At 60.4% G+C, this 26,654-nt stretch carries 20 protein-coding genes; 12 read left to right on the forward strand and 8 right to left on the reverse strand.

Annotated features, from left to right (window positions below; translation table 11 throughout):
* Positions 1-217: 217 nt before the first annotated feature.
* From ACI2JX_RS11695 to ACI2JX_RS11705, 3 genes are all read left to right on the forward strand, one after another.
* Positions 218-2,551 carry a hypothetical protein gene (locus ACI2JX_RS11695; RefSeq protein ID WP_404690117.1) on the forward strand — a complete coding sequence of 778 codons (2,334 nt, stop codon included), beginning with the start codon at positions 218-220 and terminating at the stop codon, positions 2,549-2,551.
* 441 nt (positions 2,552-2,992) lie between these two features.
* Positions 2,993-6,274, forward strand: a complete 3,282-nt coding sequence (locus ACI2JX_RS11700; RefSeq protein ID WP_404690118.1) for an autotransporter outer membrane beta-barrel domain-containing protein — start codon at positions 2,993-2,995, stop codon at positions 6,272-6,274.
* Positions 6,275-6,707: 433 nt separating this feature from the next.
* Entirely contained in the window at positions 6,708-8,129 is a 1,422-nt protein-coding gene (locus tag ACI2JX_RS11705; protein ID WP_404690119.1) for a hypothetical protein, read from the forward strand.
* A gap of 70 nt (positions 8,130-8,199) precedes the next feature.
* Here ACI2JX_RS11705 and ACI2JX_RS11710 read toward each other — a convergent pair whose 3' ends face one another.
* From ACI2JX_RS11710 to ACI2JX_RS11730, 5 genes are all read right to left on the reverse strand, one after another.
* On the reverse strand, positions 8,200-9,237 hold the full coding sequence (locus tag ACI2JX_RS11710; protein ID WP_368973277.1) for an AbrB family transcriptional regulator: 1,038 nt from the start codon (positions 9,235-9,237) through the stop codon (positions 8,200-8,202).
* Positions 9,230-10,744: a tripartite tricarboxylate transporter permease gene (locus tag ACI2JX_RS11715; RefSeq protein WP_368973278.1), complete on the reverse strand. Its 1,515-nt coding sequence runs from the start codon at positions 10,742-10,744 to the stop codon at positions 9,230-9,232. Before ACI2JX_RS11715 ends, ACI2JX_RS11710 begins: the two co-directional genes overlap by 8 nt.
* A 3-nt stretch (positions 10,745-10,747) precedes the next feature.
* Positions 10,748-11,206, reverse strand: coding sequence for a tripartite tricarboxylate transporter TctB family protein (locus ACI2JX_RS11720; protein WP_186556151.1), 459 nt, complete (start codon positions 11,204-11,206; stop codon positions 10,748-10,750).
* 221 nt (positions 11,207-11,427) lie between these two features.
* On the reverse strand, positions 11,428-12,408 hold the full coding sequence (locus ACI2JX_RS11725; RefSeq protein WP_264236280.1) for a tripartite tricarboxylate transporter substrate binding protein: 981 nt from the start codon (positions 12,406-12,408) through the stop codon (positions 11,428-11,430).
* A 32-nt stretch (positions 12,409-12,440) separates the two neighbouring features.
* Complete coding sequence (locus tag ACI2JX_RS11730; RefSeq protein ID WP_404690120.1) at positions 12,441-13,730, reverse strand: OprD family porin; 1,290 nt, start codon at positions 13,728-13,730, stop codon at positions 12,441-12,443.
* A 203-nt stretch (positions 13,731-13,933) separates the two neighbouring features.
* Here ACI2JX_RS11730 and ACI2JX_RS11735 point away from each other — a divergent pair, with 203 nt between their 5' ends.
* Both ACI2JX_RS11735 and ACI2JX_RS11740 read left to right on the forward strand, forming a co-directional pair.
* Complete coding sequence (locus ACI2JX_RS11735; RefSeq protein ID WP_186556154.1) at positions 13,934-14,605, forward strand: response regulator; 672 nt, start codon at positions 13,934-13,936, stop codon at positions 14,603-14,605.
* Positions 14,598-15,977: a sensor histidine kinase gene (locus ACI2JX_RS11740; RefSeq protein WP_264236282.1), complete on the forward strand. Its 1,380-nt coding sequence runs from the start codon at positions 14,598-14,600 to the stop codon at positions 15,975-15,977. The genes ACI2JX_RS11735 and ACI2JX_RS11740 overlap by 8 nt, the downstream gene beginning before the upstream one ends.
* A 117-nt stretch (positions 15,978-16,094) precedes the next feature.
* On the opposite strand, the gene ACI2JX_RS11745 is transcribed toward ACI2JX_RS11740, so the two are convergent.
* On the reverse strand, positions 16,095-16,901 hold the full coding sequence (locus ACI2JX_RS11745) for an HDOD domain-containing protein (protein WP_264236283.1): 807 nt from the start codon (positions 16,899-16,901) through the stop codon (positions 16,095-16,097).
* 51 nt (positions 16,902-16,952) lie between these two features.
* Positions 16,953-17,894, reverse strand: a complete 942-nt coding sequence (locus ACI2JX_RS11750; protein ID WP_264236284.1) for a folate-binding protein YgfZ — start codon at positions 17,892-17,894, stop codon at positions 16,953-16,955.
* Between the two features lie 133 nt (positions 17,895-18,027).
* On the opposite strand from ACI2JX_RS11750, the gene ACI2JX_RS11755 reads away from it, so the two are divergent.
* Both ACI2JX_RS11755 and ACI2JX_RS11760 read left to right on the forward strand, forming a co-directional pair.
* On the forward strand, positions 18,028-18,282 hold the full coding sequence (locus ACI2JX_RS11755) for a succinate dehydrogenase assembly factor 2 (RefSeq protein ID WP_186556158.1): 255 nt from the start codon (positions 18,028-18,030) through the stop codon (positions 18,280-18,282).
* Positions 18,266-18,724, forward strand: a complete 459-nt coding sequence (locus ACI2JX_RS11760; RefSeq protein ID WP_404690121.1) for a protein YgfX — start codon at positions 18,266-18,268, stop codon at positions 18,722-18,724. Before ACI2JX_RS11755 ends, ACI2JX_RS11760 begins: the two co-directional genes overlap by 17 nt.
* Before the next feature lie 16 nt (positions 18,725-18,740).
* Here ACI2JX_RS11760 and nadB read toward each other — a convergent pair whose 3' ends face one another.
* The gene (nadB, locus tag ACI2JX_RS11765) at positions 18,741-20,345 is read right to left on the reverse strand and encodes an L-aspartate oxidase (protein WP_264236287.1); all 1,605 of its coding nucleotides are present in this window, start codon (positions 20,343-20,345) and stop codon (positions 18,741-18,743) included.
* A gap of 437 nt (positions 20,346-20,782) precedes the next feature.
* Here nadB and rpoE point away from each other — a divergent pair, with 437 nt between their 5' ends.
* The 5 genes from rpoE (at position 20,783) to lepA (ending at position 26,649) form a co-directional block, all read left to right on the forward strand.
* A complete protein-coding gene (gene rpoE / locus ACI2JX_RS11770; protein ID WP_011535354.1) occupies positions 20,783-21,364 on the forward strand; it encodes an RNA polymerase sigma factor RpoE in 582 nt (193 codons plus the stop codon).
* A 31-nt stretch (positions 21,365-21,395) separates the two neighbouring features.
* Positions 21,396-21,986 (forward strand): sigma-E factor negative regulatory protein, encoded by a 591-nt coding sequence (locus ACI2JX_RS11775; protein ID WP_264236289.1) that lies wholly within the window; start codon positions 21,396-21,398, stop codon positions 21,984-21,986.
* Between the two features lie 11 nt (positions 21,987-21,997).
* Positions 21,998-22,960, forward strand: coding sequence for a MucB/RseB C-terminal domain-containing protein (locus ACI2JX_RS11780; protein WP_404690122.1), 963 nt, complete (start codon positions 21,998-22,000; stop codon positions 22,958-22,960).
* A gap of 206 nt (positions 22,961-23,166) precedes the next feature.
* Positions 23,167-24,564 (forward strand): DegQ family serine endoprotease, encoded by a 1,398-nt coding sequence (locus ACI2JX_RS11785; RefSeq protein WP_372353332.1) that lies wholly within the window; start codon positions 23,167-23,169, stop codon positions 24,562-24,564.
* Between the two features lie 285 nt (positions 24,565-24,849).
* Positions 24,850-26,649 carry a translation elongation factor 4 gene (gene lepA / locus ACI2JX_RS11790; RefSeq protein ID WP_264236292.1) on the forward strand — a complete coding sequence of 600 codons (1,800 nt, stop codon included), beginning with the start codon at positions 24,850-24,852 and terminating at the stop codon, positions 26,647-26,649.
* Positions 26,650-26,654: the final 5 nt, after the last annotated feature.

Genomic DNA, 26,654 nt, shown 5'->3' on the forward strand with positions numbered 1-26,654 from the left:
TAGGTTTATTTCAAAATCGGAATGTCCATCTTTTTAGGTGGGGGCGCTTTTACGGGTGTTGACTGGTGTGGCGGGCGCCTGCTTAGCGGGCAGGGAGGCGTGTGCATGGAGGTAGAGTAAATAGCTAAGTTTATTAGGTGTGAGCCATGCTGAATAAGGTGAGTGTCCAGCGGTTTCAGGTTGTTTACATAATTTGAAAACAGTTAGGAAGAGTGCTATGAACATTAAAGTAGGCGATAGTGGTGGTATTGTAGTTATTGGTGAAGAGTTGACGGTCGAAGAGCAAATAGTAGTAGCGCAAAAAAATAAGCAGTCAGTGGACGCGCAGAATGCCGCACTGTTGAGTCGTGTGAAGCCTCAGGGCAAGATGGCGGGCACTACAAGGCAAGGTGGGCAAGTGTTCAATGTTGCGCCGGCTTTCACAATTGAGTCAGGTGTGGTGACGCCTGATATCCAGGACGGGCGACCTAATACGATTACGCGGGATGCTCACTTTGCTGGTCCCCACCTGCGGGTCAATATTCCTACATGGCCATCAACGATCGATCCTAGTCAGGATCCACTCGACTTTGTCGGTACGTTTGATCAGGTTTTTTTCTTTAGCCGTCCGCTGGATGCACAAGATAATTCTCGGGATGTCCGATACACTCCCCCCTCCCGCCCCGGCGTCACCCCGGGGGCATTACTAGAAGTGCCATTCCCTCCCACCGACGCCAGCTACTCCCTCACCCTAACTCCAGACTTCCTGAATTGGCTGGAGCGTCAGAGGGGGGAGGGGCTTTACAATATCTATTACTCGGTCGTCAATGGCGCTGAGGGTAACTTTACAAGCTCTCCACTGCATACCTTGTTTCTTGACCTGCGCTCACCTTCGTTCAACGTGCAGCCTGGGCCTTTGCAAGTCCCGAACGGCCTCACAGAGCCTATCGTGCTCGACAGTACATGGTTCAGTAATAATCCAACCACGGATTTTCCTCTACGGCTCCCCAACTCGGCGCAGCCTGGCGATCGCATAGAGGTCATGGTAGGGGGGCGAGTGATCCATCAGGCAGTGCAGTGGCCGGTGAACCCCGATGGAAGTTTCTTACCTAATCCCATACCCACTGTTTCCATTCCTAGGGCCGCGCTTGAAGGTTTGCCCCAGGGAAGATCGGAACTGAGGTATGTTTTGACCGATCGTGCGGGATGGCCCTCGCAGGAATCGCTGCCCCTTGAAGTCACTGTGGATGTGGCAGCTATCCCCACAGCATTACCCGCCCCAATCATTGAGGCCGCGCGAATCGACCGCGAAACGGCGCGTAATGGTTTGGGAATTCGTGTAGAGGATATCGCTGGGGCGCAGCCGGGCGATCGTATCTTGATGCGTCTGATTCGCCCATTCGCTATTGACCCACCTGGTGATAATCCAAATGGTAATGTGGTCACCTTGCCAGAGTTTCTCTACGGCAGCACACCTCGCTCTACCATTGCCCGCTGGGCGCAATTGGCAGTGGCGCGGCTATTTGGCCAATCCCACTACACGCTGAATGTGGAATACACATTGTTCCGAGGTACTCGGAACTTGGGCACCTCACCTCGCGCCACGGTAGACCTTGACCTTCGTACTGTTGGGCCCGGTCCGAACCCTGGTGACCTGGAGGAGGGACCGGTGAATACTGCCCTTGTGCCGGTTACAGTGAGCGGCGCGGTGGACCAGTTAGCTAACGAAATAACCGCAAATGATGGCGGGGCCGATGCTGATATTACCTTCACCTACTATCAAGGTCTTGCAGCCGGCCATGTGGTGAGGTTTTTCTACGACGGTGAGGAGTTGCCTAACCCACTGACCCTTAGCGGTACCGAAGTGGTCGGCGATACTGTGGTTGTGCCGCTGTCCAACGCTGTCTTCCGACGTAAAGGCAGTGGTCAAAAACCGATCTTCTATCAAGTGTACTTGAATGGCGATGCCATCAATGCAGGTAATTTCCAGCGTTCACCCACCACTACTGTGACGGTGCGTCCGCAGTCGCTGACGGTTGCTTCTTATGTCCAGTTTGTGAATGCTTTCTTCACCGCACCTGGCCAGACAGAAGTTTCTGTGCAAGACAGACGTCCAGGCAGTTTGGTGGCTGAAACCGGTGCCATTAACTGTGATGCCTATCCATGGTTGGGTATCAATCTCAGGATTACAGATCCTACCCTAGTCGTGGGCGACACGGTGAGGATTACTTTGCGCTATTCCACAGGCACACGCGCACTTAACTTGGTTGCTCAGCAGTATTCATTTGATCATCCCGTGACTCAGGTGGATGTGAATAATCGTGGGATTAATCATACAGTGCCGTATGCTGGCATCAGGTTTGAACAGGCTGCTGAGCCTTTGTCTGGAAGCTTCGTCAGCAGCTACACCGTTACTAATGCCACGGGTGACACAGGAAATTCAAGGGTTAGCATGATTCGTTATACAGTCTCTAACTTGGGAGTTCGATGTGGTAATTGGGGTAGCCCAAGAACTGATGAAGCGCAGCGCACCGCGAATCGGCAGTTGATAGCGGCACAGGCGCGACAGTAGCAATACCTTGACCGTTGCGGTAGTCATAAAGCTACCGCAACGGGATTTTGATCGGGTCAGCGGATTAATTTGTAGGAATATTCCCTCGTGCTTGTGGATTTTTCCTACATATCAGGCTTGTTGGTAGTTATAAAGTGCCGGCGACTTTTTAGTGACGCATGCCTAGTCATGCACTTTATTACATCTCATGCCCGCTTAGGGAGCTCGATGATGCGACGTGACCGGAATTTCCCCGATTTAAATCTTGCACTTTCTCTCGCAGGTATTATTAGTCTATTGACCTGCTACAGCAGCCCTGCTCTTGCACGGGAGTTGACTGGCGAAACGCTGACAATCGATGCCACGACGCCCGTGGATACTTACGCGTTGAATGCTAATTCTATTTTGACGATCGATGCTGCCCAAACGGACTCAATACAATCCCATAGTTCGAGCCTGAACATGCTCAGCGGTACTACGACGACCACCGCAGGCACCGCAATTACGTTAGTAGATAGTGTGGCGACAATTGCCAATGCCGCGATCAGTACCTCGGGTAATGGCTTTGGCTTGGCGCTGGCGCGCCAGAACATAGCGTCTACTGCCACTGTGACTAACAGCCAGCTCAGTGGCGGTATTGCAGGGGCGCAGGCAACCGCCGGTAGTCAGTTGACCATCCAGGGCTCGCAACTCACTGGGACCCGTCCCACAGGTGTTGGCCTACGTTTGCTCGGCGGCAATGCCACAATTATTGACAGTACGGTGACTGGACAGGCATCGGGTATTCGCTTGCTGCTAGAAGGTGCGGCAAACCGGGAACCTGAATTGACCCTGGATAACGCCCGTGTGATCGGACTCAACGGCCCAGCAATTTCGGTGGGAGCCAATACCGATGCTACCGTGCAAGTGAGCAATGGCTCGACGCTGACTGGCAGCAACGGAGTAGCAATCAGCGTGGCGGGTGCAAGCACTTTGACCGGGTTGGTGGATGACTCTGTACTGACAGGCGGCGTCACAATCGCCGACCAGGCAGCCGGCAACTTGCAATTCAGTAATTCGCAGGTAGATGGTCATTTCGAGATTGGCGGTACGCTAGATGCCTCCTTTGAAGAGTCGTCGCTGAACGGCAATCTGAACGTCAACGACTCAGGTGTTGCCACGGTGGAGTTTTCCAATGCGGCGACCATGACTGGCAATGCCGTTGTCGCTAACGGCGGTACGCTGGAGTTGACCATGACCGATGGGCGCATGGACGGCAACATAGAGTCCGCTGGCACTGCAACGGTCGACCTCACCCAAACTGCCTTGACCGGTAATGCCACGGTCGCCGGCGGCGGTACGCTCGGCATGACCTTGAACGGTGGCAGCATGACTGGTGACATCGAGTCTGCCGGCACTGCCACGGCTACGTTCAATCAAGCCACGCTGACCGGCGATGCCGTTGCTGTTACTGGTGGTACGCTAGATTTGACCATGACCGATGGGCGCATGGACGGCAACATCGAGTCCGCTGGCACTGCAACGGTCGACCTCACGCGAACGGCCTTGACCGGTAATGCCACGGTCGCCAACGGCGGTACGCTCGGCATGACCTTGAACGGTGGCAGCATGGCTGGCGATATCGAGTCTGCCGGCACCGCCACGGCTACGTTCAATCAAGCGACACTAACCGGCGATGCCGCTGCCGCTACGGGCGGTACGCTCAACCTGAACATGACGGATGGACGCATGAACGGCAACATCGCGTCTTCGGGTACTGCCACCGCGAACTTCAGCCAATCGGTGTTGACTGGCAATGCCTCGGTGGCTGACACCGGCACGCTGGATCTGACCTTCAACGGTGGTGGTATGGCCGGTGCTATTCAGTCCGCTGGTGCCACCACGGCTACCTTCAATCAAGCAACGCTGACCGGCGATGCCGTGGCCGCTAATGGTGGTACGCTCAACCTGAGCATGGCTGAAGGGCGCATGGACGGCAACATCGAGTCTGCCGGTACTGTCACAGCGAACCTCAGCCAATCAGCACTGACCGGCAACGCGATCGTCACTGACACCGGCACCCTTGATCTGACCCTCAACGGCGGCAGCATGGCCGGCGATATTCAGTCGGCAGGCGCTGCTACGAGCACCTTCAGTCAAGCGACGTTGACCGGTAATGCCGTGGTCGCCGATGCAGGCAAGCTCAATCTGTCCTTCAACGGCGGCGCCATGCAGGGCAACATCGATTCGGCCGGCACCACTACTGCGTCCTTCAACCAGGCGGCGTTGACGGGCAATGCCACGGTTACCAACACCGGCTCGCTCAGCCTTGCACTGGACCAGGGCCAGATGACCGGTAACGTCACCGCCGCCTCCGGCGCAATTGCTGACGTCAGCTTGGTCAATAACTCGACCTTGCTGGGTACGCTGAACAACGTGCGCAACGCTAACGTTGCCAGCGGCTCGAACTGGACCCTGAACGGAAACAGCAGCGTCGGTGACCTGGCCTTGAACGGCGGCCAAGTGACGTTCGGAGATACCTCAAGTTTCCATGAACTGACGGTGAACAACCTGTCCGGCAACGGCACGTTCGTCATGGGCAGTGATTTTATCAGCGGTGAAACCGATCAACTGATCGTTACCGGCAGCTCCAGCGGCAATCATGGCTTGCTGGTCGCCAGCAGCGGCAATGAGGCCACTGTGGAGTCGATGCGCCTGGTGCAAACGCAAGATGGTGCAGCGCAGTTCCACCTGCTCAACGACCGCGACCGAGTGGATGTAGGCGCCTACTCCTATGAAATGACCAAGGATGAAAACAACGACTGGGTACTCAACCGCGAGACCCGCACCATCTCGCCGATGACCCGTTCGGTGATGGCCCTGTTCAATACCCCGATCACGGTGGCCTATGGTGAACTGAGCTCGCTGCGCAGCCGCATGGGTGAGCTGCGCTACAGCGAAGGCCGCGATGCCGGCTTGTGGATGCGCGCCTATGGCAACAAGTACAATGTCAGCGGCGCGTCATCGGGTGCTGGCTATCAGCAAAACCAACATGGCCTGAGCCTGGGCGCCGACATGCAGGTGGCCGAGACCGACTGGCTGGTGGGCGTGCTGGGTGGTACCAGCCGCTCGGACCTGAACCTCGACTATGGCACCTCCGGCCGGGTCGACAGCTACTACCTGGGCGGTTACGCCACCTGGCTGGACCGTGAGACCGGTTACTACGTCGATACCGTGGTCAAGTACAACCGCTACCAGAACAACGCCAAGGTCGGCCTGAGCGACTCGACCCGGACCAAGGGCGACTATGACACCCACGGCCTGAGTGGCTCGGTTGAGGCCGGTAAGCACATCAAGCTCAACGATGGCTACTTCATCGAGCCGTTCGCCCAGGTGGCCACAGCCGTGGTAGCTGGCAAGGACTACAGCTTCGACAACGGTCTGCGCGCCGAAGGTGATACTGCCAGGTCGCTGCTGGGCAAGGTCGGCACCACTGTCGGCAAGACCATCCCGCTCGATGGCGGCGGCATGCTCCAGCCTTACGTCAAGGCCGCTTTCGCCCACGAGTTCGTCAAGCGCAACGAAGTACAGGTGAACAATAACGTGTTCAACAATGACCTGTCCGGTTCTCGTGCTGAGCTGGGGGCGGGTGTGTCGCTGGCGCTGTCCAAGCAGTTGCGTGTGCATGCGGATGTGGAGTACAGCAATGGTAAGCACATCGAGCAGCCTTACGGGGTGAACCTGGGTGTGCGCTACGATTTCTGATGAGCGCGGTTAGAGAAAAGGAAGCTTCGGCTTCCTTTTTTATTGGGTGTCAATTCTTGGGATTAGCTTGGGCTGAAGCACTACCTAGCAGTTCTGCCAGTTTCGCACTGGTGGCGGTTCACGCAAAATTCATCCATTGCGGTATTGCGGCTAGCAACCCGGTCGCCTCCCCTGAGGATGTCGATTAATACAGTTTGCCCCCGATGCACCAAGCGCCCGTTGCGTAAAACAAGCGAGTACGCCAATGCCAAGGATATGTCGCAGCAAGGCCGCGTCTTCCATTGAGGTCATACCCCTTGCCTTAGGCGTACCGGTCGACTTTGTAGAGCCGGTTGTCCTGACCCGCGCTGATCTGGAAAGGCCACAGGATCCGCAGCCGGTTATCAGGTTTGCTGTACCCCTGGCCAGTAGCGCCTTGCCAGGCGATACCCTGGTGATCCTGGTCGGAGCGAACGTCCTTTATTCGGTGGTGTTCTGGCCAATTGACAACCAAGGTCGGTACGGGCTCCGGCCGAATGACGTGGGTATACCCGCAGAACGACTGCTCAGCTTGGGCACCGGCCTATGGGATCTGCAGTATCAGTTGGTGCGTAGAGGTGGCTGGCGATCAACGCCCTCCAGGCCACGTAGGGTCGAACTGCGGCTGGCACCTGGGGTGGTGTTGCTCGCGCCAAAAGTTACCGTGGACCGGGTGGATCGTGTGATTGCCCGCAACGGGCTGTTGATTCAGGTCCCTGATCTTGCAAGCGCACAGCCAAGCGATCGTATAGTGATGCGTTTGATCAGGCCGGCCGCATTCGCTGGCGATACTGACCGTGTTGTCGTTCTCGCAGAATTTGCCTACGCGGACGTTCCACGTGCTATTGCAGCGCGTTGGCAGGATCTGGCGGTGGCTGAGGGCTTCGGTCAATCTTTCTACAAATTGAATATCGATTACACCTTGCATCGTGGCGCCTTAACGCTTGGCACTTCGCTACGCACGCAAGTGCCGGTAGATCTGCGCACAGGGGGACCCATACCGGATGATGAAGGCCCGGTTAACCCGCGTCTCACTGCAGTGATCGTTCGCGGTCGGGGTAGTGCGGTTGATAACGTGCTAACCGAGCGCGATGTCGATGCGGATGCAGATATCACCTTCACCTTCTATGAACGCTTGGCGGCTGGCCACTTTGTTAGATTCTTCTACGACGGTGTGGAGCTGTTGGCTGCGCAAGTGCGGACGCTGACAGGTGCCGAAACGCCGGGCAGCGCCGTCATAGTGACACTGCCCAGAGCGATTTTCCTGGCGCAAGGAAATGGTCCGAAGCACATTTTCTATGAGGTCTACCCAGACGACACTGCACAAAGCGCCGGTAATTATCAGCGTTCGCCAGCAACGACTGTCGCTGTGGACGCCGTGAGAGCCCCCTTCGTCAGGTACAGCGCCATCAGAAATGACCTATTACAGAACCAGCGACCGGGTGCTACCCGCACTGGAATTCTCAATTGCCTGAGTGCGCCCTGGAGTGGCATTAATCTTCAAATCGTCGATAGCCAATTGGCCGAGCATGATCGGGTTACGATCATCTTCCAGTACTCCACAGGAGGATTGGGGACGGCATTGGTTGATCAGCACTACTCTGCCGATCATCTAGTAACAGCAGTAGAGGCCGTCAATGGTAGCTTTGCTCACCGCGTCCCTTATGAGCAAATCTTGTTTTACAATCGAGCTCAGCAACCCACTCCTCCCGTACCGCTTCTGACGGGCAGTTTTGTAAGCAGTTTCACCGTAACCAAGCCCAGTGGCGATCTGCGGCGGTCAGAGCCGTGCCTGGTTCGTTATTTCAGGGACGGTGTATGTGGCCCGGTACCGTAATCTTGTAGTAAATCGATTGACTCATTGACTGTGGGGCTGGCAATAGCCACGAAAAGATCAATGCAGATTGTCAGCGCCAGTGGTGCCCAGCATTCCAACGCCGAAACAACGGCTCCGCCAAAAACAGCACGAACAGCAAACGCATAACCTGCATCGCTGTCACCAGCGGCACCGACAATTGCAAGGTCTCGGCCGTCAGGCTCATTTCGGCGATGCCGCCAGGCATCATGCCCAGCGTCAGTGAGCGCAAGTCCAGATGGGTAAGGCTGCTCAACGCCCAGGCGGCGCTGGCGGCAATCAGCATGCTCAATGCGGTGGCAACCAAAGTGCGGCCCAAAAACGAGGGGGCACGGCGAAAGAAAGCCCGGTTGAAATGGCAGGCCAGGCCGCTGCCGATCAACCACTGGCCAATCTGGCTGGCGCCATTGGGCAGGGCGATTTGCAGGTTGCCGGCAAGGCTCACGCAGGCCGCCACCAACAAGGGCCCGAACAGCCAGGGGTTGGGCTGGCGCAGGCGCTGCCAACCCAGGGCCACCAGCACGGCCAGCGGTGCAATCAACGCCAGCCAGCCCCAGCTAACACTGCTGGCGTGATTCAGCGGCACGCCATCGCCTACTAGAAATTTGAACAGCGCCGGCACGCACAACACCACCGCCAGCACCCGCAGGCTTTGCGCCGCAGCTACTTGGCTGAGTACCGCGCCATTGCGCGCGCCGAGGTTGACCATCTCGCCCGAACCGCCTGGCATGCTGGCGAAAAACGCCGTTGCGCGGTCCTCGCCAGTGCGCCGCAGCAGCCACACGCCGATCACGCTCGACACTGTAGTGAACAGCGCGCCAAACACGATCAACGTGAAATGCCCGGCCACCTGCTCGATCACCGCCGGGGTGAAGTGCAGGCCAATGCCGACGCCAATGATCCATTGGCCGCATTTGCGCCCGTTGGGGATCTCCGTCAGCTGCCAGGGCGTCAGGCAGCGCACCAGGATGATCGCCAGTAACGAGCCGACCATCCATGGCAAAGGCCAGCCGACCAGGCTGGCGAGATACCCGCCCGCCAGCCCGACCAGCCCGGTGGCCCAGAACAGCGGCAACGACCGATCAGGCATCCGCCACGGCCCGCCGTTGCAGGTTGCGGCGGCGCCAGATGCGCAGCAGCGGCAGGCTCAGCATGCAAATGGTCAGCACCCACACGCCCATGCTGATCGGGCTCGACCAGAGAATGCCCAGCTCACCGTTGGAGATCGACAGGGCGCGACGCAGGTTCTGCTCCATCAAACCACCGAGAATGAAGCCGAGCAGGATCGGCGACAGCGGGAAATCCAGCTTGCGCAGGATATAGCCCATGATGCCGATGCCGACCATCAGAAACAGGTCGAAGGTAGTGGCATGCACGGCGTATACGCCGATCGCGGTGATGATGGCGATCACAGGCACCAGCGCCCAGTTCGGCACGGCAAGGATGCGGGTGAAGATGCGGATCATCGGGATGTTGAGGATCACCAGCATGATGTTGGCGATGAACAACGACGCGATCAGGCCCCAGACGATGTCCGGCTGCTGTTCGAACAGCATCGGGCCTGGGGTGATGTTGTACAGGGTCAGCGCGCCGATCATCACCGCTGTGGTGCCCGAGCCGGGCACCCCGAGGGTCAGCATGGGTACCAGGGCGCCGCAGCAGGAGGCGCCGATGGCGGTTTCCGGGGCCGCCAGGCCACGGGCATCGCCCTTGCCGAAATTACCCTTGGCGCCAGCGATCTTTTTCTCGGTCATGTAGGCAACCGCGCTGGCCAGGGTCGCGCCGGCACCCGGCAACACACCCATGATGAAGCCAAGCAGGCCGCAGCGGATGTTGACCACGAACACCGAAGCCGCTTCCTTGAAGTTGAACAGCATGCGCCCGGTGGCCTTGACCGCTTGGTGGCCATGGTGGGTTTTTTCCAGCAGCAGAAGGATTTCACTGATGGAGAACAAGCCAAGCACCAAGACCACGAACTGAATGCCGTCGGCCAGGTGCACGCTGTCACCGGTGAAGCGGTACACGCCGCTGTTGGCGTCGATGCCGACCGCCGACAGGAACAGGCCGATCAGTGCGGCGATAAAGGTCTTCAGCGGTTTGTCGCCGGCCATGCCGCCGAGGGCGACGATGGCAAATACCATCAACACGAAGTATTCGGCCGGGCCGAAAGCGATCGCCCATTTCGCCAGCAGCGGCGCGAACAGGACCATGCCACAGGTGGCGATGAAAGCGCCGATGAACGAACTCCAGGCCGACAGCGACAAGGCCACCCCAGCCAGGCCTTGGCGGGCCATCGGGTAGCCGTCGAGGGTGGTCATCACGGTTGAGGCTTCACCGGGGATGTTCAGCAGGATCGAGCTGATGCGTCCGCCGTATTCGCAGCCCAGGTACACCGCCGCCAGCAGGATCAGCGCCGACTCCGGTGGCAGGCCCAGGGCAAAGGCAATCGGGATCAGCAACGCCACGCCATTGATTGGCCCCAGGCCCGGCAGCAGGCCGACCACGGTGCCGATCAGGGTGCCGGTCAGGGCGGTAACCAGGTTGTACGGGCTCAGGGCGACGCCGAAGCCCTGGCCGAGGTAGCTCAAGGTATCCATGTGTCAGTTCTCCAGAACGTCAAGCAGGCCAAGGGGCAGGGGCACGTCCATCACGCGGTCGAACAGCCAGTAGAGGAACAGGCTCATGCCCACCACGACGATCGCGCTGTGCAGCCAGCGGCCGCCGTACAGACGGGCCATCGGCACGCCGACCAGGATTGCGCTGAGCACGAAGCCCAGGGCCTCGAAGGTGCTGGCGAAGACGATCAGCAGGCCCACGCAGGCGGTGATCTTGAGCAGGGTTTCGCGGTCCAGTGGGGGCTCGTCGTCCTTGTGCACGATGGGCGTGGGGCGAATGGCCAGGTACAGCAGGCCCAGGCTCATCAGGCCGAGCATCAGCAAGGGATAGGCGCGTGGGCCTACCGGTTCATAGGAAAACGCGGCCTGGTAAGGCCAGGCCATCACTGCCAGAGCGGCGCAGAGCGCCAGCAGAATCAGGGCGAACAGGCGTTGCAGGATCATCAAGGAATCCTCGATACGGGTATTCGGGCACGGTGCCGGGCTTTAGGGCGGGTTGCTGCTGAGGTTCTGGAGCCGCTGTGCGGCTCTTCGCGGGCAAGCCCGCTCCCACAGGGACCGCGTCGGTCTGAAGAACTGTGGGAGCGAGCTTGCCCGCGAAGGGCTGCATAGCAGCCCGAAAGCGGCTAATACCGGTCTTAAGCAAAGGCACCCAGCAGGTTCATTTACTGGATCAACCCAAATTCCCGGGCCAGTGCTTTGTAGTCAGCAACCTGCTTCTTCACATAGCCATCGAGCTCTTCACCGGTCATGGCGAACGGGAACAGTTCACGCTGGTCACGCAGCTTGGCGAACTCTTCGGACTTGAGCAGCGTGTCGAACGAGGCTTTCCACCAGGCGTAGTCTTCATCGCTGACCTTTGGCCCCAGGTAGAAGCCGCGTACTACCGGCCAGACAATGTCGTAGCCCTGTTCCTTGGCGGTGGGGATGTTCTTCATTTCGGGCTCGTCCAGGCGGTTCTCGGAGAACACCGCAAGGATGCGCATGTTGCCGCTCTGGATGTGCGGCATCGAGTCGGAAATGTCGGTGGAGCCGACCTGAATGTGCCCGCCGAGTAGTGCGGTGGCGATTTCGCCGCCGCCTTCCAGGGCTACGTAGCGCAGGTCGCGCGGGTTGATCCCGGCGGCCTTGGCGATCAGCGCGGTCTGCATCCAGTCCTGGCTGCCGACGGTGCCGCCGGAGCCGATCACCACTTTGCTCGGATCTTTCTTCAAGGCCGCGACCAAATCGTCGAGGTTCTTGTAGGGCGAATCGTTTTTCACCGCGATGGCGCCATAGCTGGTGCCCACCGCCGCCAGCCATTTCACCGCGTTCTCGTCGAAGCGGCCAAACTTGCCTTGGGCCAGGTTGAGCAACGAGCCACTGGACCAGGCCACCAGGGTGCCGGCATCGCCCGGGCGCTGGGCGACTACGGCGTTGTAGGCCACCGCACCGACACCGCCAGGCATGTAGGTGACGCGCATCGGTTTACTGAGGATCTTCTCGTTGACCAAGGCGCTTTGCACCAGCTTGCAGGTCAGGTCGAAGCCGCCACCAGGGGAGGCCGGGGCGATACATTCGGGGCGTTTCGGTTCAGCGGCCAGGGCGTTGCCAGCGAGTAGCAGGCAGCCAGTGGCGAGGACGAGGCGGCGCAGTGAAAAGGTCATCGTCTATCTCCGTGAGCATTGTTGTTATTGGGTTACCACAGCGCCACGCTGTAGCTCACCAGCAGCCGCACTTCGTCGGCGTCGCGGGCAAAGTTGGAGCGGAAGGTGGCGTTTCGCAGGCGCACGGCGACGTTTTTCAACGGGCCGCTTTGTACCACGTACTTGAACTCGGTGTTGCGTTCCCACTCCTTGCCCTCGCTGCCATCGGCGCGGCTGACGTTGTCGCCGCTGAGGTAACGGGTCATGAAGGTCAGGCCGGGAATGCCTAAGGAGGCGAAGTTGTAGTCGTAGCGCAGTTGCCAGGAGTGCTCGTCAGCCCCGGCGAAGTCGTTGATCTGGACGAAGTTGACCAGGTACGGGTCGGCGCCATCGACATAGGGGAAGGCGCTGTCGCCGGACAGGTGCTGGTAGGCGCCACTGACCTTGTGCCCGCCCAGGGCGTAGCTGAGCATGCCGTTGGCGGTGGTGTTGTCAATCTTGCCGGCGCGGGCCTGGCCTTGGTCGTCGCTGATCGCCAGGCGCAGGTCGGCGCCGAAGGTGCCTGGGCCCCAAGGCTGGGTGGCGACCATGCCGACGAAGTGCTGGCGATAGATATCGTCGAGTTGGGCGACGTGGTAGCTGCCGGTGATGCGCTCGCTGAACTTGTAGTCAAGGCCGGCCAGGTCGTAGTTGTCGGCGGCGAAGGTGCCACCGAAACGGCCGTTCTTGTTGTTGAGGGCGATGTCTTCCCAGTTGGTGTCGTTGCGGTCCTTGGCTTTTTCCAGACGTCCACCGGTGATGGTCAGGTTGCTGATTTCGTTGGAAGTCAGCAGGCCGCCCTGGAAGGTTTGCGGCAGGATGCGGCCATCGTTGGGCTGCAGGGTCGGCAGTTCCGGGATCAGCGAGCCGACCTTCAGCTCGGTCTTCGACACTTTGACCTTGCCGGTCAGGCCCAGCTTGGAATACTCATCGGCAGCCTTGCCGTCATCATGGGTCGGCAGCAGGCCGGTATCGGTGCGGTCTTTACTGGAGTCGAGCTTGATGCCGACCATGCCCAGCGCGTCCAGGCCAAAGCCGACGGTACCTTCGGTGTAGCCGGACTCGAAGTTGAGCATGAAGCCCTGGGCCCACTCGTCGCGCTTGGACTGCTGGCTGCTGGTGCCGTCACGGAAGTCGCGATTGAAGTACATGTTGCGGGTTTCGAAGGTGGCGCTGCTGTCTTCGAAGAATGCGGCCTGGCTGACAGGTGCGACACCGGCAAGCGCAAAGGCGCTGGCGAGGGCAGACGGACGGGTGCGAAGGGAACGGGTGGGCGCGAACGCCTGCGGCTGTGCTTGCAGCATCGAGGATGACTCCGTTTATTGTTCTTATCGGTTTGCACCTTGCTGGTGCTTATAGTCGGCGCATGGAGCGACCGTGGTGCGATGCTAGGTAACCAACCTTTCGCTAACCTTTCAGGGTGAAAGGAAACGCTCGGGGGCTTCACAGTCTCGATGACGGCGGTACACTCCGCGCCACCCGACCTAACCAAGCAGGGAGAAAACCGATGCGAGTGCTGCTGGTCGAAGACCACCTGCAACTGGCCGAAAGCGTGGCCCAGGCGCTCAAGAGCCATGGGCTGACCGTGGACGTGCTGCACGACGGCATCGCCGCCGACCTGGCCTTGGCCAGCGAGGAGTACGCGGTGGCTGTGCTCGACGTCGGCTTGCCGCGCATGGACGGCTTCGAGGTGCTGGCCCGCTTGCGTGCGCGCGGCAAAACCCTGCCGGTGCTGATGCTCACCGCGCGCAGTGACGTCAAGGATCGGGTCCATGGGCTGAACCTGGGCGCTGACGACTACCTGGCCAAGCCGTTCGAGCTCACCGAGCTTGAGGCGCGGGTCAAGGCGCTGCTGCGCCGCAGTGTGTTGGGCGGCGAGCGCCAACAACGTTGCGGCCCGCTGGTGTACGACCTGGATACCCGCCGCTTCAGCTTGGGTGAAGAGCACCTGGCGCTGACGTCGCGTGAGCAGGGTGTGCTCGAAGCGCTGATCGCCCGGCCGGGCCGGGTGATGAGCAAAGAACAGGTGGCCGCCCAAGTGTTCGGTCTGGATGAGGACGCCAGCCCCGACGCCATCGAAATCTACATCCACCGCCTGCGCAAGAAGCTCGATGGCCATCCGGTGGCGATCGTGACCTTCCGTGGCCTTGGCTATCTGCTCGAGCACCGCGATGCGTGACAGCACCAGCCTGCGCGGGCGGCTGCTGGCCAACCTGGCGTTGCTGCTGGTGGTGCTGATGCTGGCCAGCGGCCTGAGCGCCTACTGGAACGGTCGTGAAGCCGCCGACACCGCCTATGACCGAACCTTGCTGGCTTCGGCGCGCACTATCGCTGCGGGCCTGTCGCAGCGTGACGGCACCTTGAGCGCCGATGTGCCTTACGTGGCTCTGGACACCTTTGCCTATGACAGCGCCGGACGCATCTACTACCAAGTGTTGGATATTCACCAGCGGCTGATCTCCGGCTACGAGAACCTGCCGCCACCGCCCCCCGGCACCCCACGCACGGACGACTATCCAGCCCTGGCGCGCTTCTACAACGCCACCTACCTCGGCCAGGACGTGCGCGTGGTCAGCCTGCTCAAGCCGGTCAGCGAGCCGAACATGAATGGCATGGCCGAGATTCGGGTGGCCGAGACCGAAGAGGCGCGGGTGAGCATGGCTCGCGGGTTGATGGCCGACACCCTGCTGCGCTTGGGGATGCTGGCGTTGGGCGCATTGGTGATGGTCTGGTTTGCCATCAGCGCCGCGCTGCGCCCGCTGGAGCGCTTGCGCACGGCGGTGGAAGAGCGTCAGCCTGATGACCTGCGGGCGTTGCCGGTGGTTCAGGTGCAGCGCGAGCTAGGTCCGTTGGTGCGAGCGCTCAATCACTTTACCGAGCGTCTGCGCGGGCAGTTCGAGCGTCAGGCACAATTTATCGCCGATGCCGCCCATGAGTTGCGCACGCCGTTGGCGGCGCTCAAGGCGCGGGTCGAATTGGGGCTGCGTTCGCACGAGCCGCAGGAATGGCGCCAGACCCTGGAGTCTGCCGCACAAGGTACTGACCGGCTGACCCACTTGGCCAACCAGCTGTTATCCCTGGCGCGGGTGGAGAATGGCGCGCGGGCGATTGCCGAGGGCGGTGCCCAGCGCTTGGACCTGAGTCAGTTGGCGCGCGACTTGGGTATGGCCATGGCGCCGCTGGCCCATGCACGGGGTGTGTCGCTAGCGCTGGAGGCCGAGTCGCCTGTGTGGCTCAAGGGGGAGCCAACCCTGCTCAACGAACTGTTGAGCAATCTGGTCGACAACGCCCTGGCTCATACACCTGCAGGTGGCAACGTGATCCTGCGGGTGCTGGCGCCGGCGGTTCTGGAAGTCGAGGACGATGGCCCGGGGATACCCGAGGACGAGCGCGAGCGAGTGTTCGAGCGCTTCTATCGGCGCAGCGCGCAGGGCAGTGGCCTGGGCTTGGCGATCGTTGGCGAGATCTGTCGTGCACATTTGGCCCAGATCAGTTTGCACGATGGCGAGAATGGCGGCTTGAAGGTGCGGGTGAGCTTCATTGCCGACTAGATGCGACACGGTCTCGTGGGAGCGGGCTTGCCCCGCGATAGCCATAATGGGCCTCCACATGGCCTTGCCGAGCACTATCGCGGGGCAAGCCCGCTCCCACGAGCCAATTCTGCGGCGTTAGCGCAACATACTCCGCGCCTCAAGCAGATCCGCCACATCCAACTCAGTCCCATAAGGCAGCCCCAGGTGCCGGTAAGCGGGCAGGGCGGCCAGGGGGCGGCTGCGGCCGCGTTGGCTCAGGCAGCGGGCGATCTGCACGATGTCGATGTAGTCGACCTTGTCCGTGCGCCGGTCCAGGTCCTGAACTTCGCTCGGCAGCTTGACCAGCTGCTCGGGAAACTCCCAGGCGCTGAGAATCTTGTCGCCCAAGACTGGTTGAATCTGCTCGATCACGTAATGCAGGCAGACCGGATCAGACAACAGCTCATTGTGCTCTTCGGCGTAGATCAACACCGGCAACGCGCCGATCTGATGCACCAAGCCGCCAAGGGTGGCCTGGTCAGGCTTGAGCTGGGTGTAGCGCCGACTCAGCTCATAGCTGATGCCTGCCACTTCCAGGCTATTGGCCCAGATATCACGCAGCTTCTGTTCCACCGCCGGTGAGCGGGCATGGAAGATCTGCTCGATCACCAGGCCAATGGCCAGGTTGCAGCTGTAGTTGATGCCCAGGCGGGTAATCGCGGTGTGCAGGTCGGTGACCTCGACGGCGGCGCGCAACAGGGGGCTGTTGACCACCTTGATCAGGCGCGCCGACAGCGCGGCGTCGCGGCCGATCACCTTGCTCAACGCGGCCACGCTGATTTCGCTGTCCTCGGCGGCCTCGCGGATGCTCAGGGCGACTTCCGGCAGGGTCGGCAAGACCAGGTCATCGTTGTCGATGGCTGCGAGCAACTGCGCTTGAACCATCTCGGCCAGCTTGTTCATGGATTTCTCTACCGCAATGGGGCGGCCCCGCGGGTAGGCGGGGCGGGCTGGTCAGCGTTGGATTTCCCGGTCGCGGTCCAGTTCGTAAGGCAGGCTCAGCAGGCTCAGACGCGGGCCTTCTGGGCTGCCCAGGTGCAGGTTGTCGTCCTCGACCGAGTCGGCGGTCAGCACGGCCAGCAGTTCGCAGCCCGCGTGGGCATGCGCGGCGATCACCACTTCGCCGACCGAGGAGCTGTGAGTGGGCGAAAACACTTCGGTGCCGGGCGCTGGGATCTCGTCCTGGGCCAGGGCCAGGCGATACTGGCGGCGCTTGAGCTTGCCCAGGTACTGCATGCGGGCGACGATTTCCTGGCCGGTGTAGCAGCCTTTCTTGAAGCTCACGCCGCCGACAGCCTGCAGGTTGATCATCTGCGGGATGAACAGCTCGCGGGTCTGCTCCATGACCTGGCCGATACCGGCGCGGATCTGGCCCAGCAGCCAATCGTTGAGAGTGCCTTCGGGCAAGCTGGCGGCGAGTCGTTCGCCCACGGCGGCGGCTTGTTCGGCAGGTGCCCAGAGCTCCACGCGTCCAGGCGAGACAGCAATAGCGATCAAGCCCTCATGACGAACGGTAGCGCCAGCATCGCCAGGCACCGCCAGCCCCAAGGCTTGCAGGGCCGCGTCGCCATGTTCAAGACCAAAGCGAACCCAGGCCGCGCTTTCGTCGTTCAGGCTGGCCTTGGAGAACACCGCGTACTTTTTCAAGTCAGCAAGCTGCGCCTCGAGCAGGCCGCTGGCCATCGCCAGCAAAAAGCCGTTGCCCTCGGGCAGGATGCGGAAGCTCGATTGCATGCGGCCTTTGACCATGCACCGAGCGCCAAGGCTCGATTGCTCCTGGCTCAGGTAGTTGAGGTTGCAGGTCAATTGGCCTTGCAGGAATTTGCCCGCGTCGGAGCCGCGGACGGCGAGAATGCCCTCGTGGGACAGGGGGCAGAAGAAAGCAGAGTCGGCCATGGGTCATCGCGGTTACTAAAGACTGGCGGCCATCATAGAACGCCGGTAACAAAATAGGTAGGTGACTAGACCAACGCCTTGTGCCGCTGGCTTCGCCGCGCTGTATACTGGCCGACCATTCGAGGAGGGCCCCATGGTCGAACAAACTGAACTCAACCGGCTTTTCTGGCACAGCCGCCGCGGCATGCTGGAACTGGACGTGCTGCTGGTGCCATTCACCCAGGAGGTCTATCCCACGCTGAGCGAAGTGGACCGCGAGCTCTATGTTCGCCTGCTCTCCTGCGAAGATCAGGACATGTTCGGCTGGTTCATGGAGCGCACCGAATCGGAAGATCCAGAGCTGCAGCGCATGGTTCGCATCATCCTGGACCGTGTCCAGCCCAAGTGAACACTTCGAATGCCGTTGGCAGGGCTCGCGCCTGTTGCTGACGGCGTTTCTGGCATGCCAGGCGCTGGCGCTCATGGCCCTCTGGCTCAGTGCGCTGCCCTGGTGGCTGGCAATCGTGGTTTTGTTGATCGGCATTGCCCACGCCAGTTGGGCCATTCCCCGCCGAATTCTTCTGACGCACCCCGAGGCCATCACCGGTCTACGCCGCGATCCGCAGGGTTGGCGGCTGTTCAGCCGTGCTCATGGCTGGCAACCGGTGCGGTTATTGCCTGACAGTATTGCCCTGCCGCGTCTGGTGGTGTTGCGTTTCGTGCGCGAAGGACGGCGTATCAGTGAAAGTCAGTGCATCCCCAAAGACGCGCTGGGGGTGGATCAGCATCGGCGCTTGCGTCTGCGGCTGAAGTTCAGCCGCAGACGGTGGGCGCCGATAGCCAGCAGATAACGTTGCGTGTCTTTCTTCAGCGTGGGTCCAGAACAGTGTCACGCGCCTCGGGCAGCATTCCTGGATAGTCCAGGGTGTAGTGCAAGCCCCGGCTTTCCTTGCGCTGCATGGCCGAACGAATCATCAGCTCCGCGACTTGTGCCAGGTTACGCAACTCGATCAAATCGCGACTGACCTTGTAGTTGCTGTAGAACTCATCGATCTCATCGAGCAGCAACCGCACCCGGTGCTCCGCCCGCTGCAGGCGCTTGTTGGTGCGCACGATCCCCACATAGTCCCACATGAACCGGCGCAGCTCGTCCCAGTTGTGGGCAATGATCACATCCTCGTCCGAGTCGGTGACCTGGCTGGCATCCCAGCAGGGCAGGGCAGTTGGCATGCTGATCTGCTCAAGATGCGCCTCGATGTCGGCCGCAGCCGAGCGGCCATAGACAAAGCACTCCAACAGCGAGTTGCTGGCCATGCGGTTGGCGCCGTGCAGGCCGGTAAAGCTGGTCTCGCCAATGGCGTACAGGCCCGGCACATCGGTATGACCACGGTCATCGACCATGACCCCGCCGCAGGTGTAGTGGGCGGCCGGCACCACTGGGATGGGCTGGCGGGTAATGTCGATGCCGAAGGTCAGGCAGCGCTCATAGACTGTGGGGAAGTGGCTCTTGATGAAGTCGGCCGGCTTGTGGGTGATGTCCAGATAGACGCAATCCACGCCCAGGCGCTTCATCTCGTGGTCGATCGCGCGGGCGACGATATCGCGTGGGGCCAGCTCTTCACGCGGGTCGAAGCGCGGCATGAAGCGTTCGCCATTGGGCAGTCGCAGCAGGGCGCCTTCGCCGCGCAGGGCCTCGGTTACCAGGAAGCTCTTGGCTTGCGGATGATACAGGCAGGTCGGATGAAACTGGTTGAATTCAAGGTTGGCCACCCGACAGCCGGCGCGCCAGGCCATGGCGATGCCATCGCCACAGGCACCGTCGGGATTGCTGGTATACAGATAGACCTTGGCCGCGCCGCCCGTGGCCAGCACCGTGAAGCGTGCGCCAAAGGTGTCGACCTCGCCGGTATTGCGGTCAAGCACGTAGGCGCCCAGGCAGCGTTGGCCATCCAGGCCCAGGCGCCGTTCGGTGATCAGGTCGACCGCCACCCGCTGTTCCAGCAAGGCAATGTTCGGGCGCTTGCGGGCTTGTTCCAGCAGGGTGGTGAAGATCGCCGCGCCAGTGGCGTCGGCGGCATGGATGATGCGTCGGTGGCTATGACCGCCTTCGCGGGTCAGGTGAAACTCGAAACCGCCGTCGTCGACGCTGGCATGCTCGTCGCGGGTAAAAGGCACGCCTTGCTCGATCAGCCACTCGATGGCCTCGCGGCTATGCTCGACGGTGAAGCGCACGGCGTCTTCGTTGCACAGGCCGCCGCCGGCATTGAGCGTGTCCTCGACATGCGATTGCACGGTATCGGTGTCGTCCAGCACCGCCGCGACGCCGCCCTGCGCCCAGAACGTCGAGCCATTGGCCAGGTCGCCCTTGCTCAAAATGGCAATACGCAGGTGGCTGGGGAGGTTGAGGGCCAGGCTCAGGCCAGCTGCACCACTGCCGATCACCAGGACATCATGTTGGAATTGTTGGCTCATGTCGGGACACTAGTAATCTGGGGTAGGGGAACGGCACAATAGTCATGCGCAGATGGCATTGTGAAACTATCGTGAAACATAGCCGGGATGCCTTTATAGCAGCCCCAGGCGCCTGATTTCCAATGGCGCTTGCGTAGCGATGGTGATCTTCGTGGGAACTTTCCGACATGCCGGGAAATCCTATGAAGGCTGCCCATACGCCACAAATGCCAAGGCGACGCAGGGCGGTAGCTCGATCCGGGCTGACACCTGCGTATTCGAGACCCGATTATCGACGCAGCCGGCCGTGACCGCGCTGTGTGTTTTTCGTGCGAGCCGACCAGAGGCCGCAGGAAACTTGCTTGGAGGGGAGAACTTTTGCGCAAAGCCCGAGTCTATGGTTGCAAGCCTGAACGATGGCTGTGGCAACGCTCCTTCGAGTTCACTGAGGAGTGTTCATGCTAACCCAGGAAGAGGATCAGCAGCTTGTTGAGCGCGTACAGCGCGGCGACAGGCGAGCGTTCGATCTGTTGGTGCTGAAGTATCAGCACAAGATTCTCGGGTTGATCGTGCGTTTCGTACACGACACCCATGAAGCCCAGGATGTGGCGCAGGAAGCCTTTATCAAGGCGTACCGAGCGCTTGGAAATTTTCGCGGAGACAGTGCGTTTTATACCTGGCTGTACCGCATCGCCATCAACACGGCGAAAAACTATCTGGTGTCCCGTGGTAGACGGCCCCCAGACAGCGATGTGAGCTCCGAGGATGCGGAGTTTTACGACGGCGATCATGGTCTCAAGGATCTCGAGTCCCCAGAGCGCTCGTTGTTGCGGGATGAAATCGAAGGCACCGTCCATCGCACCATCCAGCAACTGCCAGAAGATCTACGCACTGCACTAACTTTGCGTGAATTTGATGGTCTGAGTTACGAGGACATTGCGAGCGTCATGCAATGTCCGGTGGGTACCGTGCGCTCTCGAATCTTCCGCGCTCGGGAGGCCATTGATAAAGCCCTGCAGCCGTTGTTGCAGGAATCCTGAGACAGCGGCGACAGCCAAGAGAGGAACCGCCATGAGTCGTGAAGCTTTGCAGGAATCGCTGTCCGCGGTGATGGATAACGAAGCGGACGAATTGGAATTGCGTCGGGTGCTCAGCGCCGTCGATGACGCAGACACCCGTGCTACCTGGTCGCGTTACCAGGTTGCCCGCGCAGCGATGCACAAGGAACTGCTGCTGCCGAAGCTGGATATCGCCTCGGCGGTATCTGCAGCACTGGCCGATGAAGCCGTGCCGGCCAAGGTCAAGCAAGGTCCATGGCGTAGCATTGGCCGTCTGGCCGTGGCTGCCTCGGTGACCGTTGCGGTGCTGGCAGGTGTACGCCTGTACAACCAAGACGAAATCACCGGTAGCGAGTTGGCTTCCCAGCAACCGGCACAGCAAGGTCTGAGCATGCCGCAAACACAAGGCCCGGCTGTATTGGCAGGCTATAGTGAAAGCAGTGAGCAACCGACCGGGCCAATGGCCAACGGTGTGCTGCAGAACCAGGCCGGCTGGGATCAGCGTCTGCCAGGCTACCTGCGCCAGCACGCCCAGGAATCTGCGCTCAAGGGCACTGAAACCGCCCTGCCATACGCCCGCGCTGCCAGCCTGGAAAACCGCTAGTAAGGAGGATCATGCGCGCGCTACCTCTCCTGTCGCTGCTACTAGGCAGCTGCATGACGGTGCCAGCGTTGGCAGCCAACTCCTCGCCTGAGGCGAGTGAGTGGTTGAACAAGCTGGCACGAGCCGAGCAAGTACAGAGTTACCAGGGTTCCTTCGTTTACGAACGTAACGGCAGCTTCTCTTCCCACGATATCTGGCACCGTGTGCACAATGGCAGGGTCAGCGAGCGGCTATTGCAGCTCGATGGCGCGGCCCAGGAAATCGTGCGTGTCGATGGCAAGGTGCAGTGCGTTAGCGGAGCTCTGGCCAGCGGGGTGGCAGCGCCACCTGACTCTGCGCCGCGCATGCTCGATCCGCTCAAGCTGATGAGTTGGTACGACTTGAGGCTTGCGGGTGAATCCCGGGTCGCTGATCGCGATGCGGTAATCGTCACACTCACTCCACGCGACCAGCATCGTTACGCCTTCGAATTACATCTGGACCGTGAGACTGGATTGCCCCTGCGCTCGTTGATGCTCAACGACAAGGGCCAGTTGCTCGAGCGCTTCCAGATGACCCGTTTGAATACCACCGCCCCAAGCGATCAAGAGCTACATGCCAGTGCCTCGTGCAAGCCTGTCCAGCCGGTTGCCTCGGCGCCTGGCGGATCCAAGGTGGCCTGGCGCTCGGACTGGTTGCCGCCAGGCTTCGAACTGATCAACAGCTCCAGTCGCCGCGACGCTTCGCGCAACAGTACGGTCAGCAGCTTGATGTATGACGACGGTCTGGCGCGCTTCTCAGTGTTCCTGGAACCGGTCAAGGGTAGCTCGGGCAACGATATCCGAACCCAGCTAGGCCCAACCGTGGCCGTTTCGCGCCAACTCAATACGCCCAATGGCAAAGTCATGGTGACCGTGGTTGGAGAGATTCCTTTGGGTACCGCCGAACGTGTGGCATTGTCCATGCGGGCGCAGGATGCTCAGGCGCGTCAGTAATGACCTTCAGCGTCCTTTCATCAGCCCCGAAATCACGGGGCTGAAATGAAATTAAAGCATTGTCATTTGCAATCCCCTCGTAAATTTTCTATAGGTCAGACTTCTTGAGGTCTGGCCTTGCCTGCGTCAGCAGGGGTCTTACTGCTAACTACGCTCGTTGTGACGGGAGCCGTATGTCAATACCACGCTTGAAATCCTATCTGTCTATGTTCGCCGCCGTGCTCATGCTCGGTCAGGTGCTCAGCGCTCAGGCCGAAGAAGCCCTGCCGGACTTCACTACCCTGGTGGAGCAGGCCTCACCGGCCGTGGTCAACATCAGTACCAAACAGAAGCTGCCAGACCGCCTCGCTGCCGGGACCATGCCCGACCTCGAAGGCCTGCCACCGATGTTCCGCGAGTTCTTCGAACGCAATATGCCGCAACAGCCGCGTTCGCCGCGTGGCGACCGCCAGCGTGAAGCACAGTCGCTCGGCTCGGGCTTCATCATTTCTAGCGATGGCTACGTGCTGACCAATAACCATGTCGTGGCCGACGCCGACGAAATCATCGTGCGCCTGTCCGATCGCAGCGAGCTGCAGGCCAAGCTGGTCGGCACCGACCCGCGTACTGACGTGGCCCTGCTCAAGGTCGAAGGCAAAAACCTGCCAACGGTAAAACTGGGCGACTCCGAGAAGCTCAAGGTCGGGGAGTGGGTGCTGGCCATCGGTTCGCCGTTTGGCTTCGATCATTCGGTGACCAAAGGGATCGTCAGCGCCAAGGGTCGTACCCTGCCTAACGACACCTATGTGCCGTTCATCCAGACGGACGTGGCGATCAACCCGGGTAACTCCGGTGGCCCGCTGTTCAACATGAAAGGTGAAGTCGTCGGCATCAACTCGCAGATCTTCACCCGCTCCGGTGGCTTCATGGGCCTGTCCTTCGCTATCCCGATCGACGTGGCGCTGGATGTCTCCAACCAGTTGAAAAAGGACGGCAAGGTCAACCGCGGCTGGCTCGGCGTGGTGATCCAGGAGGTCAACAAAGACCTGGCTGAATCGTTCGGCCTCGACAAGCCTGCCGGTGCCTTGGTCGCTCAGGTTCTGGAAGACGGCCCGGCTGCCAAAGGTGGCCTGCAGGTCGGTGATGTGATCCTCAGCATGAATGGTCAGCCGATCGTCATGTCGGCTGATCTGCCGCACCTGGTCGGCAGCCTCAAGGACGGCGCCAAGGCCAAGCTTGAGATTATCCGCAACGGCAAGCGGCAGAACCTTGATGTCACCGTCGGCGCACTGCCGGAAGATGATGCCGATATCGCTACCGGTGCCCAAGGCGGCGCCGAGCGCAGCAGCAACCGTCTGGGCGTCTCGGTGACTGACCTGACCGCCGAGCAGAAAAAATCGCTTGAGCTCAAGGGTGGTGTGGTCATCAAGGAAGTCCAGGATGGCCCTGCGGCACTGATCGGCCTGCGTCCGGGTGACGTCATCAGCCACCTGAACAACCAGGCGATCAGCAACGCCAAGGAGTTCACCGAGATTGCCAAGGGCCTGCCGAAGAACCGTTCGGTGTCGATGCGCGTTCTGCGTCAGGGGCGCGCCAGCTTCATCACCTTCAAACTGGCTGAATAATCCGGTAACAAGGTAGGAAAGGGCAGCTTCGGCTGCCCTTTTTCGTCACTGATTGAAAGTTTCATGCACCGTGGGAGCGGGCTTGCCCCGCGATTGTGAGCGACCAAGCCCCCCTATCTACTTGATCAGCCAGCAATCGCGGGGGGGCAAGCCCGCTCCCACGCCTCAGCACGTAGATGCCATGACTGCCGATCAGGAATCTCCCATAAGCCATCGGCTTAAGGTACAATTCCCGGCTATTTTTCGGCGGGCGTCCGGCTCGCAGCCTTTTCCGAGTGTTGACCCGTGAGTGATTTGAGTCATATCCGCAATTTCTCCATCATCGCCCACATCGACCATGGCAAGTCGACGCTGGCCGACCGTTTCATCCAGATGTGCGGTGGCCTGTCGGCGCGCGAAATGGAAGCCCAGGTCCTGGATTCCATGGACCTGGAGCGCGAGCGCGGTATTACCATCAAGGCCCACAGCGTCACGCTGCATTACAAGGCCCAGGACGGCAAGACCTACCAGCTGAACTTCATCGACACCCCCGGCCACGTCGACTTCACCTACGAAGTCAGCCGTTCGCTGGCCGCCTGTGAGGGCGCGCTGCTGGTGGTGGACGCCGGTCAAGGTGTCGAAGCGCAGTCGGTCGCCAACTGCTACACCGCCATCGAGCAAGGCCTGGAAGTCATGCCAGTGCTGAACAAGATGGACCTGCCCCAGGCCGACCCGGACCGCGTCAAGGACGAGATCGAGAAGATCATCGGCATCGACGCTACCGATGCCGTGGCTTGCAGCGCCAAGAGCGGCATGGGCGTTGACGAAGTGCTCGAGCGCCTGGTACAGACCATTCCCGCACCCGAAGGCGATATCGACGCGCCCCTGCAGGCGCTGATCATCGACTCCTGGTTCGACAACTACCTTGGGGTCGTGTCGCTGGTGCGTGTGCGCCATGGCCGGGTGAAGAAGGGCGACAAGATTCTGGTCAAGTCCACCGGCAAGGTGCACCTGGTCGACAGCGTCGGTGTATTCACCCCCAAGCACACCCAGACCGCAGACCTCAAGGCCGGCGAAGTAGGCTTCATCATCGCCAGCATCAAAGACATTCATGGTGCACCGGTCGGTGACACCCTGACCCTGTCCTCGACCCCTGAGGTCGAAGTGCTGCCAGGCTTCAAGAAGATCCAACCACAGGTGTATGCCGGCCTGTTCCCGGTCAGTTCCGACGATTTCGAGGATTTCCGCGACGCGTTGCAGAAACTGACCCTGAACGACTCGTCGCTGCAATACCTGCCGGAAAGCTCCGACGCACTGGGCTTCGGCTTCCGTTGCGGCTTCCTCGGCATGCTGCACATGGAAATCATCCAGGAGCGCCTGGAGCGCGAATACGACCTTGACCTGATCACCACCGCGCCAAGCGTAATCTTCGAGGTCAAGCTCAAGACCGGCGAAACCATCTACGTCGACAACCCGTCCAAGCTGCCGGACGTGTCGTCGGTCGAAGATTTCCGCGAGCCGATCGTGCAGGCCAACATCCTCGTGCCGCAAGAGCACCTGGGTAACGTCATCACCCTGTGCATCGAGAAGCGTGGCGTGCAGCGCGACATGCAGTTCCTCGGCTCGCAGGTGCAGGTGCGTTATGACCTGCCGATGAACGAGGTGGTGCTGGACTTCTTCGACCGCCTGAAGTCGACCAGCCGCGGTTATGCCTCGCTGGACTATCATTTCGATCGCTACCAGTCGGCCAACCTGGTCAAACTGGACGTGCTGATCAACGGCGACAAGGTCGACGCCCTGGCACTGATCGTGCACCGCGATAACGCGCACTACAAAGGTCGTGCGTTGACCGAGAAGATGAAGGAACTGATTCCTCGGCAGATGTTCGACGTTGCGATCCAGGCCGCCATTGGCGGGCAGATCGTTGCGCGTACCACTGTCAAGGCGCTCAGAAAGAACGTACTGGCCAAGTGCTACGGTGGTGACGTTAGCCGTAAACGCAAGCTGCTGGAGAAGCAGAAGGCCGGTAAGAAACGCATGAAACAGGTGGGCAATGTGGAGATTCCACAAGAGGCCTTCCTCGCCGTGCTCAGGTTGGATAGCTAGGTCCT

It is taken from the genome of Pseudomonas sp. NPDC088890, assembly GCF_044900155.1.
Classification (GTDB): Bacteria; Pseudomonadota; Gammaproteobacteria; order Pseudomonadales; family Pseudomonadaceae; genus Aquipseudomonas; species Aquipseudomonas urmiensis.

Coding starts and splice junctions, on each gene's coding strand:
- ACI2JX_RS11695 (WP_404690117.1), top strand. CDS start 218: ATGAACATTAAAGTAGGCGATAGTGGTGGTATTGTAGTTATTGGTGAA.
- ACI2JX_RS11700 (WP_404690118.1), top strand. CDS start 2,993: ATGCTCAGCGGTACTACGACGACCACCGCAGGCACCGCAATTACGTTA.
- ACI2JX_RS11710 (WP_368973277.1), bottom strand. CDS start 9,237: ATGCCTGATCGGTCGTTGCCGCTGTTCTGGGCCACCGGGCTGGTCGGG.
- ACI2JX_RS11715 (WP_368973278.1), bottom strand. CDS start 10,744: ATGGATACCTTGAGCTACCTCGGCCAGGGCTTCGGCGTCGCCCTGAGC.
- ACI2JX_RS11720 (WP_186556151.1), bottom strand. CDS start 11,206: ATGATCCTGCAACGCCTGTTCGCCCTGATTCTGCTGGCGCTCTGCGCC.
- ACI2JX_RS11725 (WP_264236280.1), bottom strand. CDS start 12,408: ATGACCTTTTCACTGCGCCGCCTCGTCCTCGCCACTGGCTGCCTGCTA.
- ACI2JX_RS11730 (WP_404690120.1), bottom strand. CDS start 13,730: ATGCTGCAAGCACAGCCGCAGGCGTTCGCGCCCACCCGTTCCCTTCGC.
- ACI2JX_RS11735 (WP_186556154.1), top strand. CDS start 13,934: ATGCGAGTGCTGCTGGTCGAAGACCACCTGCAACTGGCCGAAAGCGTG.
- ACI2JX_RS11740 (WP_264236282.1), top strand. CDS start 14,598: ATGCGTGACAGCACCAGCCTGCGCGGGCGGCTGCTGGCCAACCTGGCG.
- ACI2JX_RS11745 (WP_264236283.1), bottom strand. CDS start 16,901: ATGAACAAGCTGGCCGAGATGGTTCAAGCGCAGTTGCTCGCAGCCATC.
- ACI2JX_RS11750 (WP_264236284.1), bottom strand. CDS start 17,894: ATGGCCGACTCTGCTTTCTTCTGCCCCCTGTCCCACGAGGGCATTCTC.
- ACI2JX_RS11755 (WP_186556158.1), top strand. CDS start 18,028: ATGGTCGAACAAACTGAACTCAACCGGCTTTTCTGGCACAGCCGCCGC.
- nadB (WP_264236287.1), bottom strand. CDS start 20,345: ATGAGCCAACAATTCCAACATGATGTCCTGGTGATCGGCAGTGGTGCA.
- rpoE (WP_011535354.1), top strand. CDS start 20,783: ATGCTAACCCAGGAAGAGGATCAGCAGCTTGTTGAGCGCGTACAGCGC.
- ACI2JX_RS11775 (WP_264236289.1), top strand. CDS start 21,396: ATGAGTCGTGAAGCTTTGCAGGAATCGCTGTCCGCGGTGATGGATAAC.
- ACI2JX_RS11780 (WP_404690122.1), top strand. CDS start 21,998: ATGCGCGCGCTACCTCTCCTGTCGCTGCTACTAGGCAGCTGCATGACG.
- ACI2JX_RS11785 (WP_372353332.1), top strand. CDS start 23,167: ATGTTCGCCGCCGTGCTCATGCTCGGTCAGGTGCTCAGCGCTCAGGCC.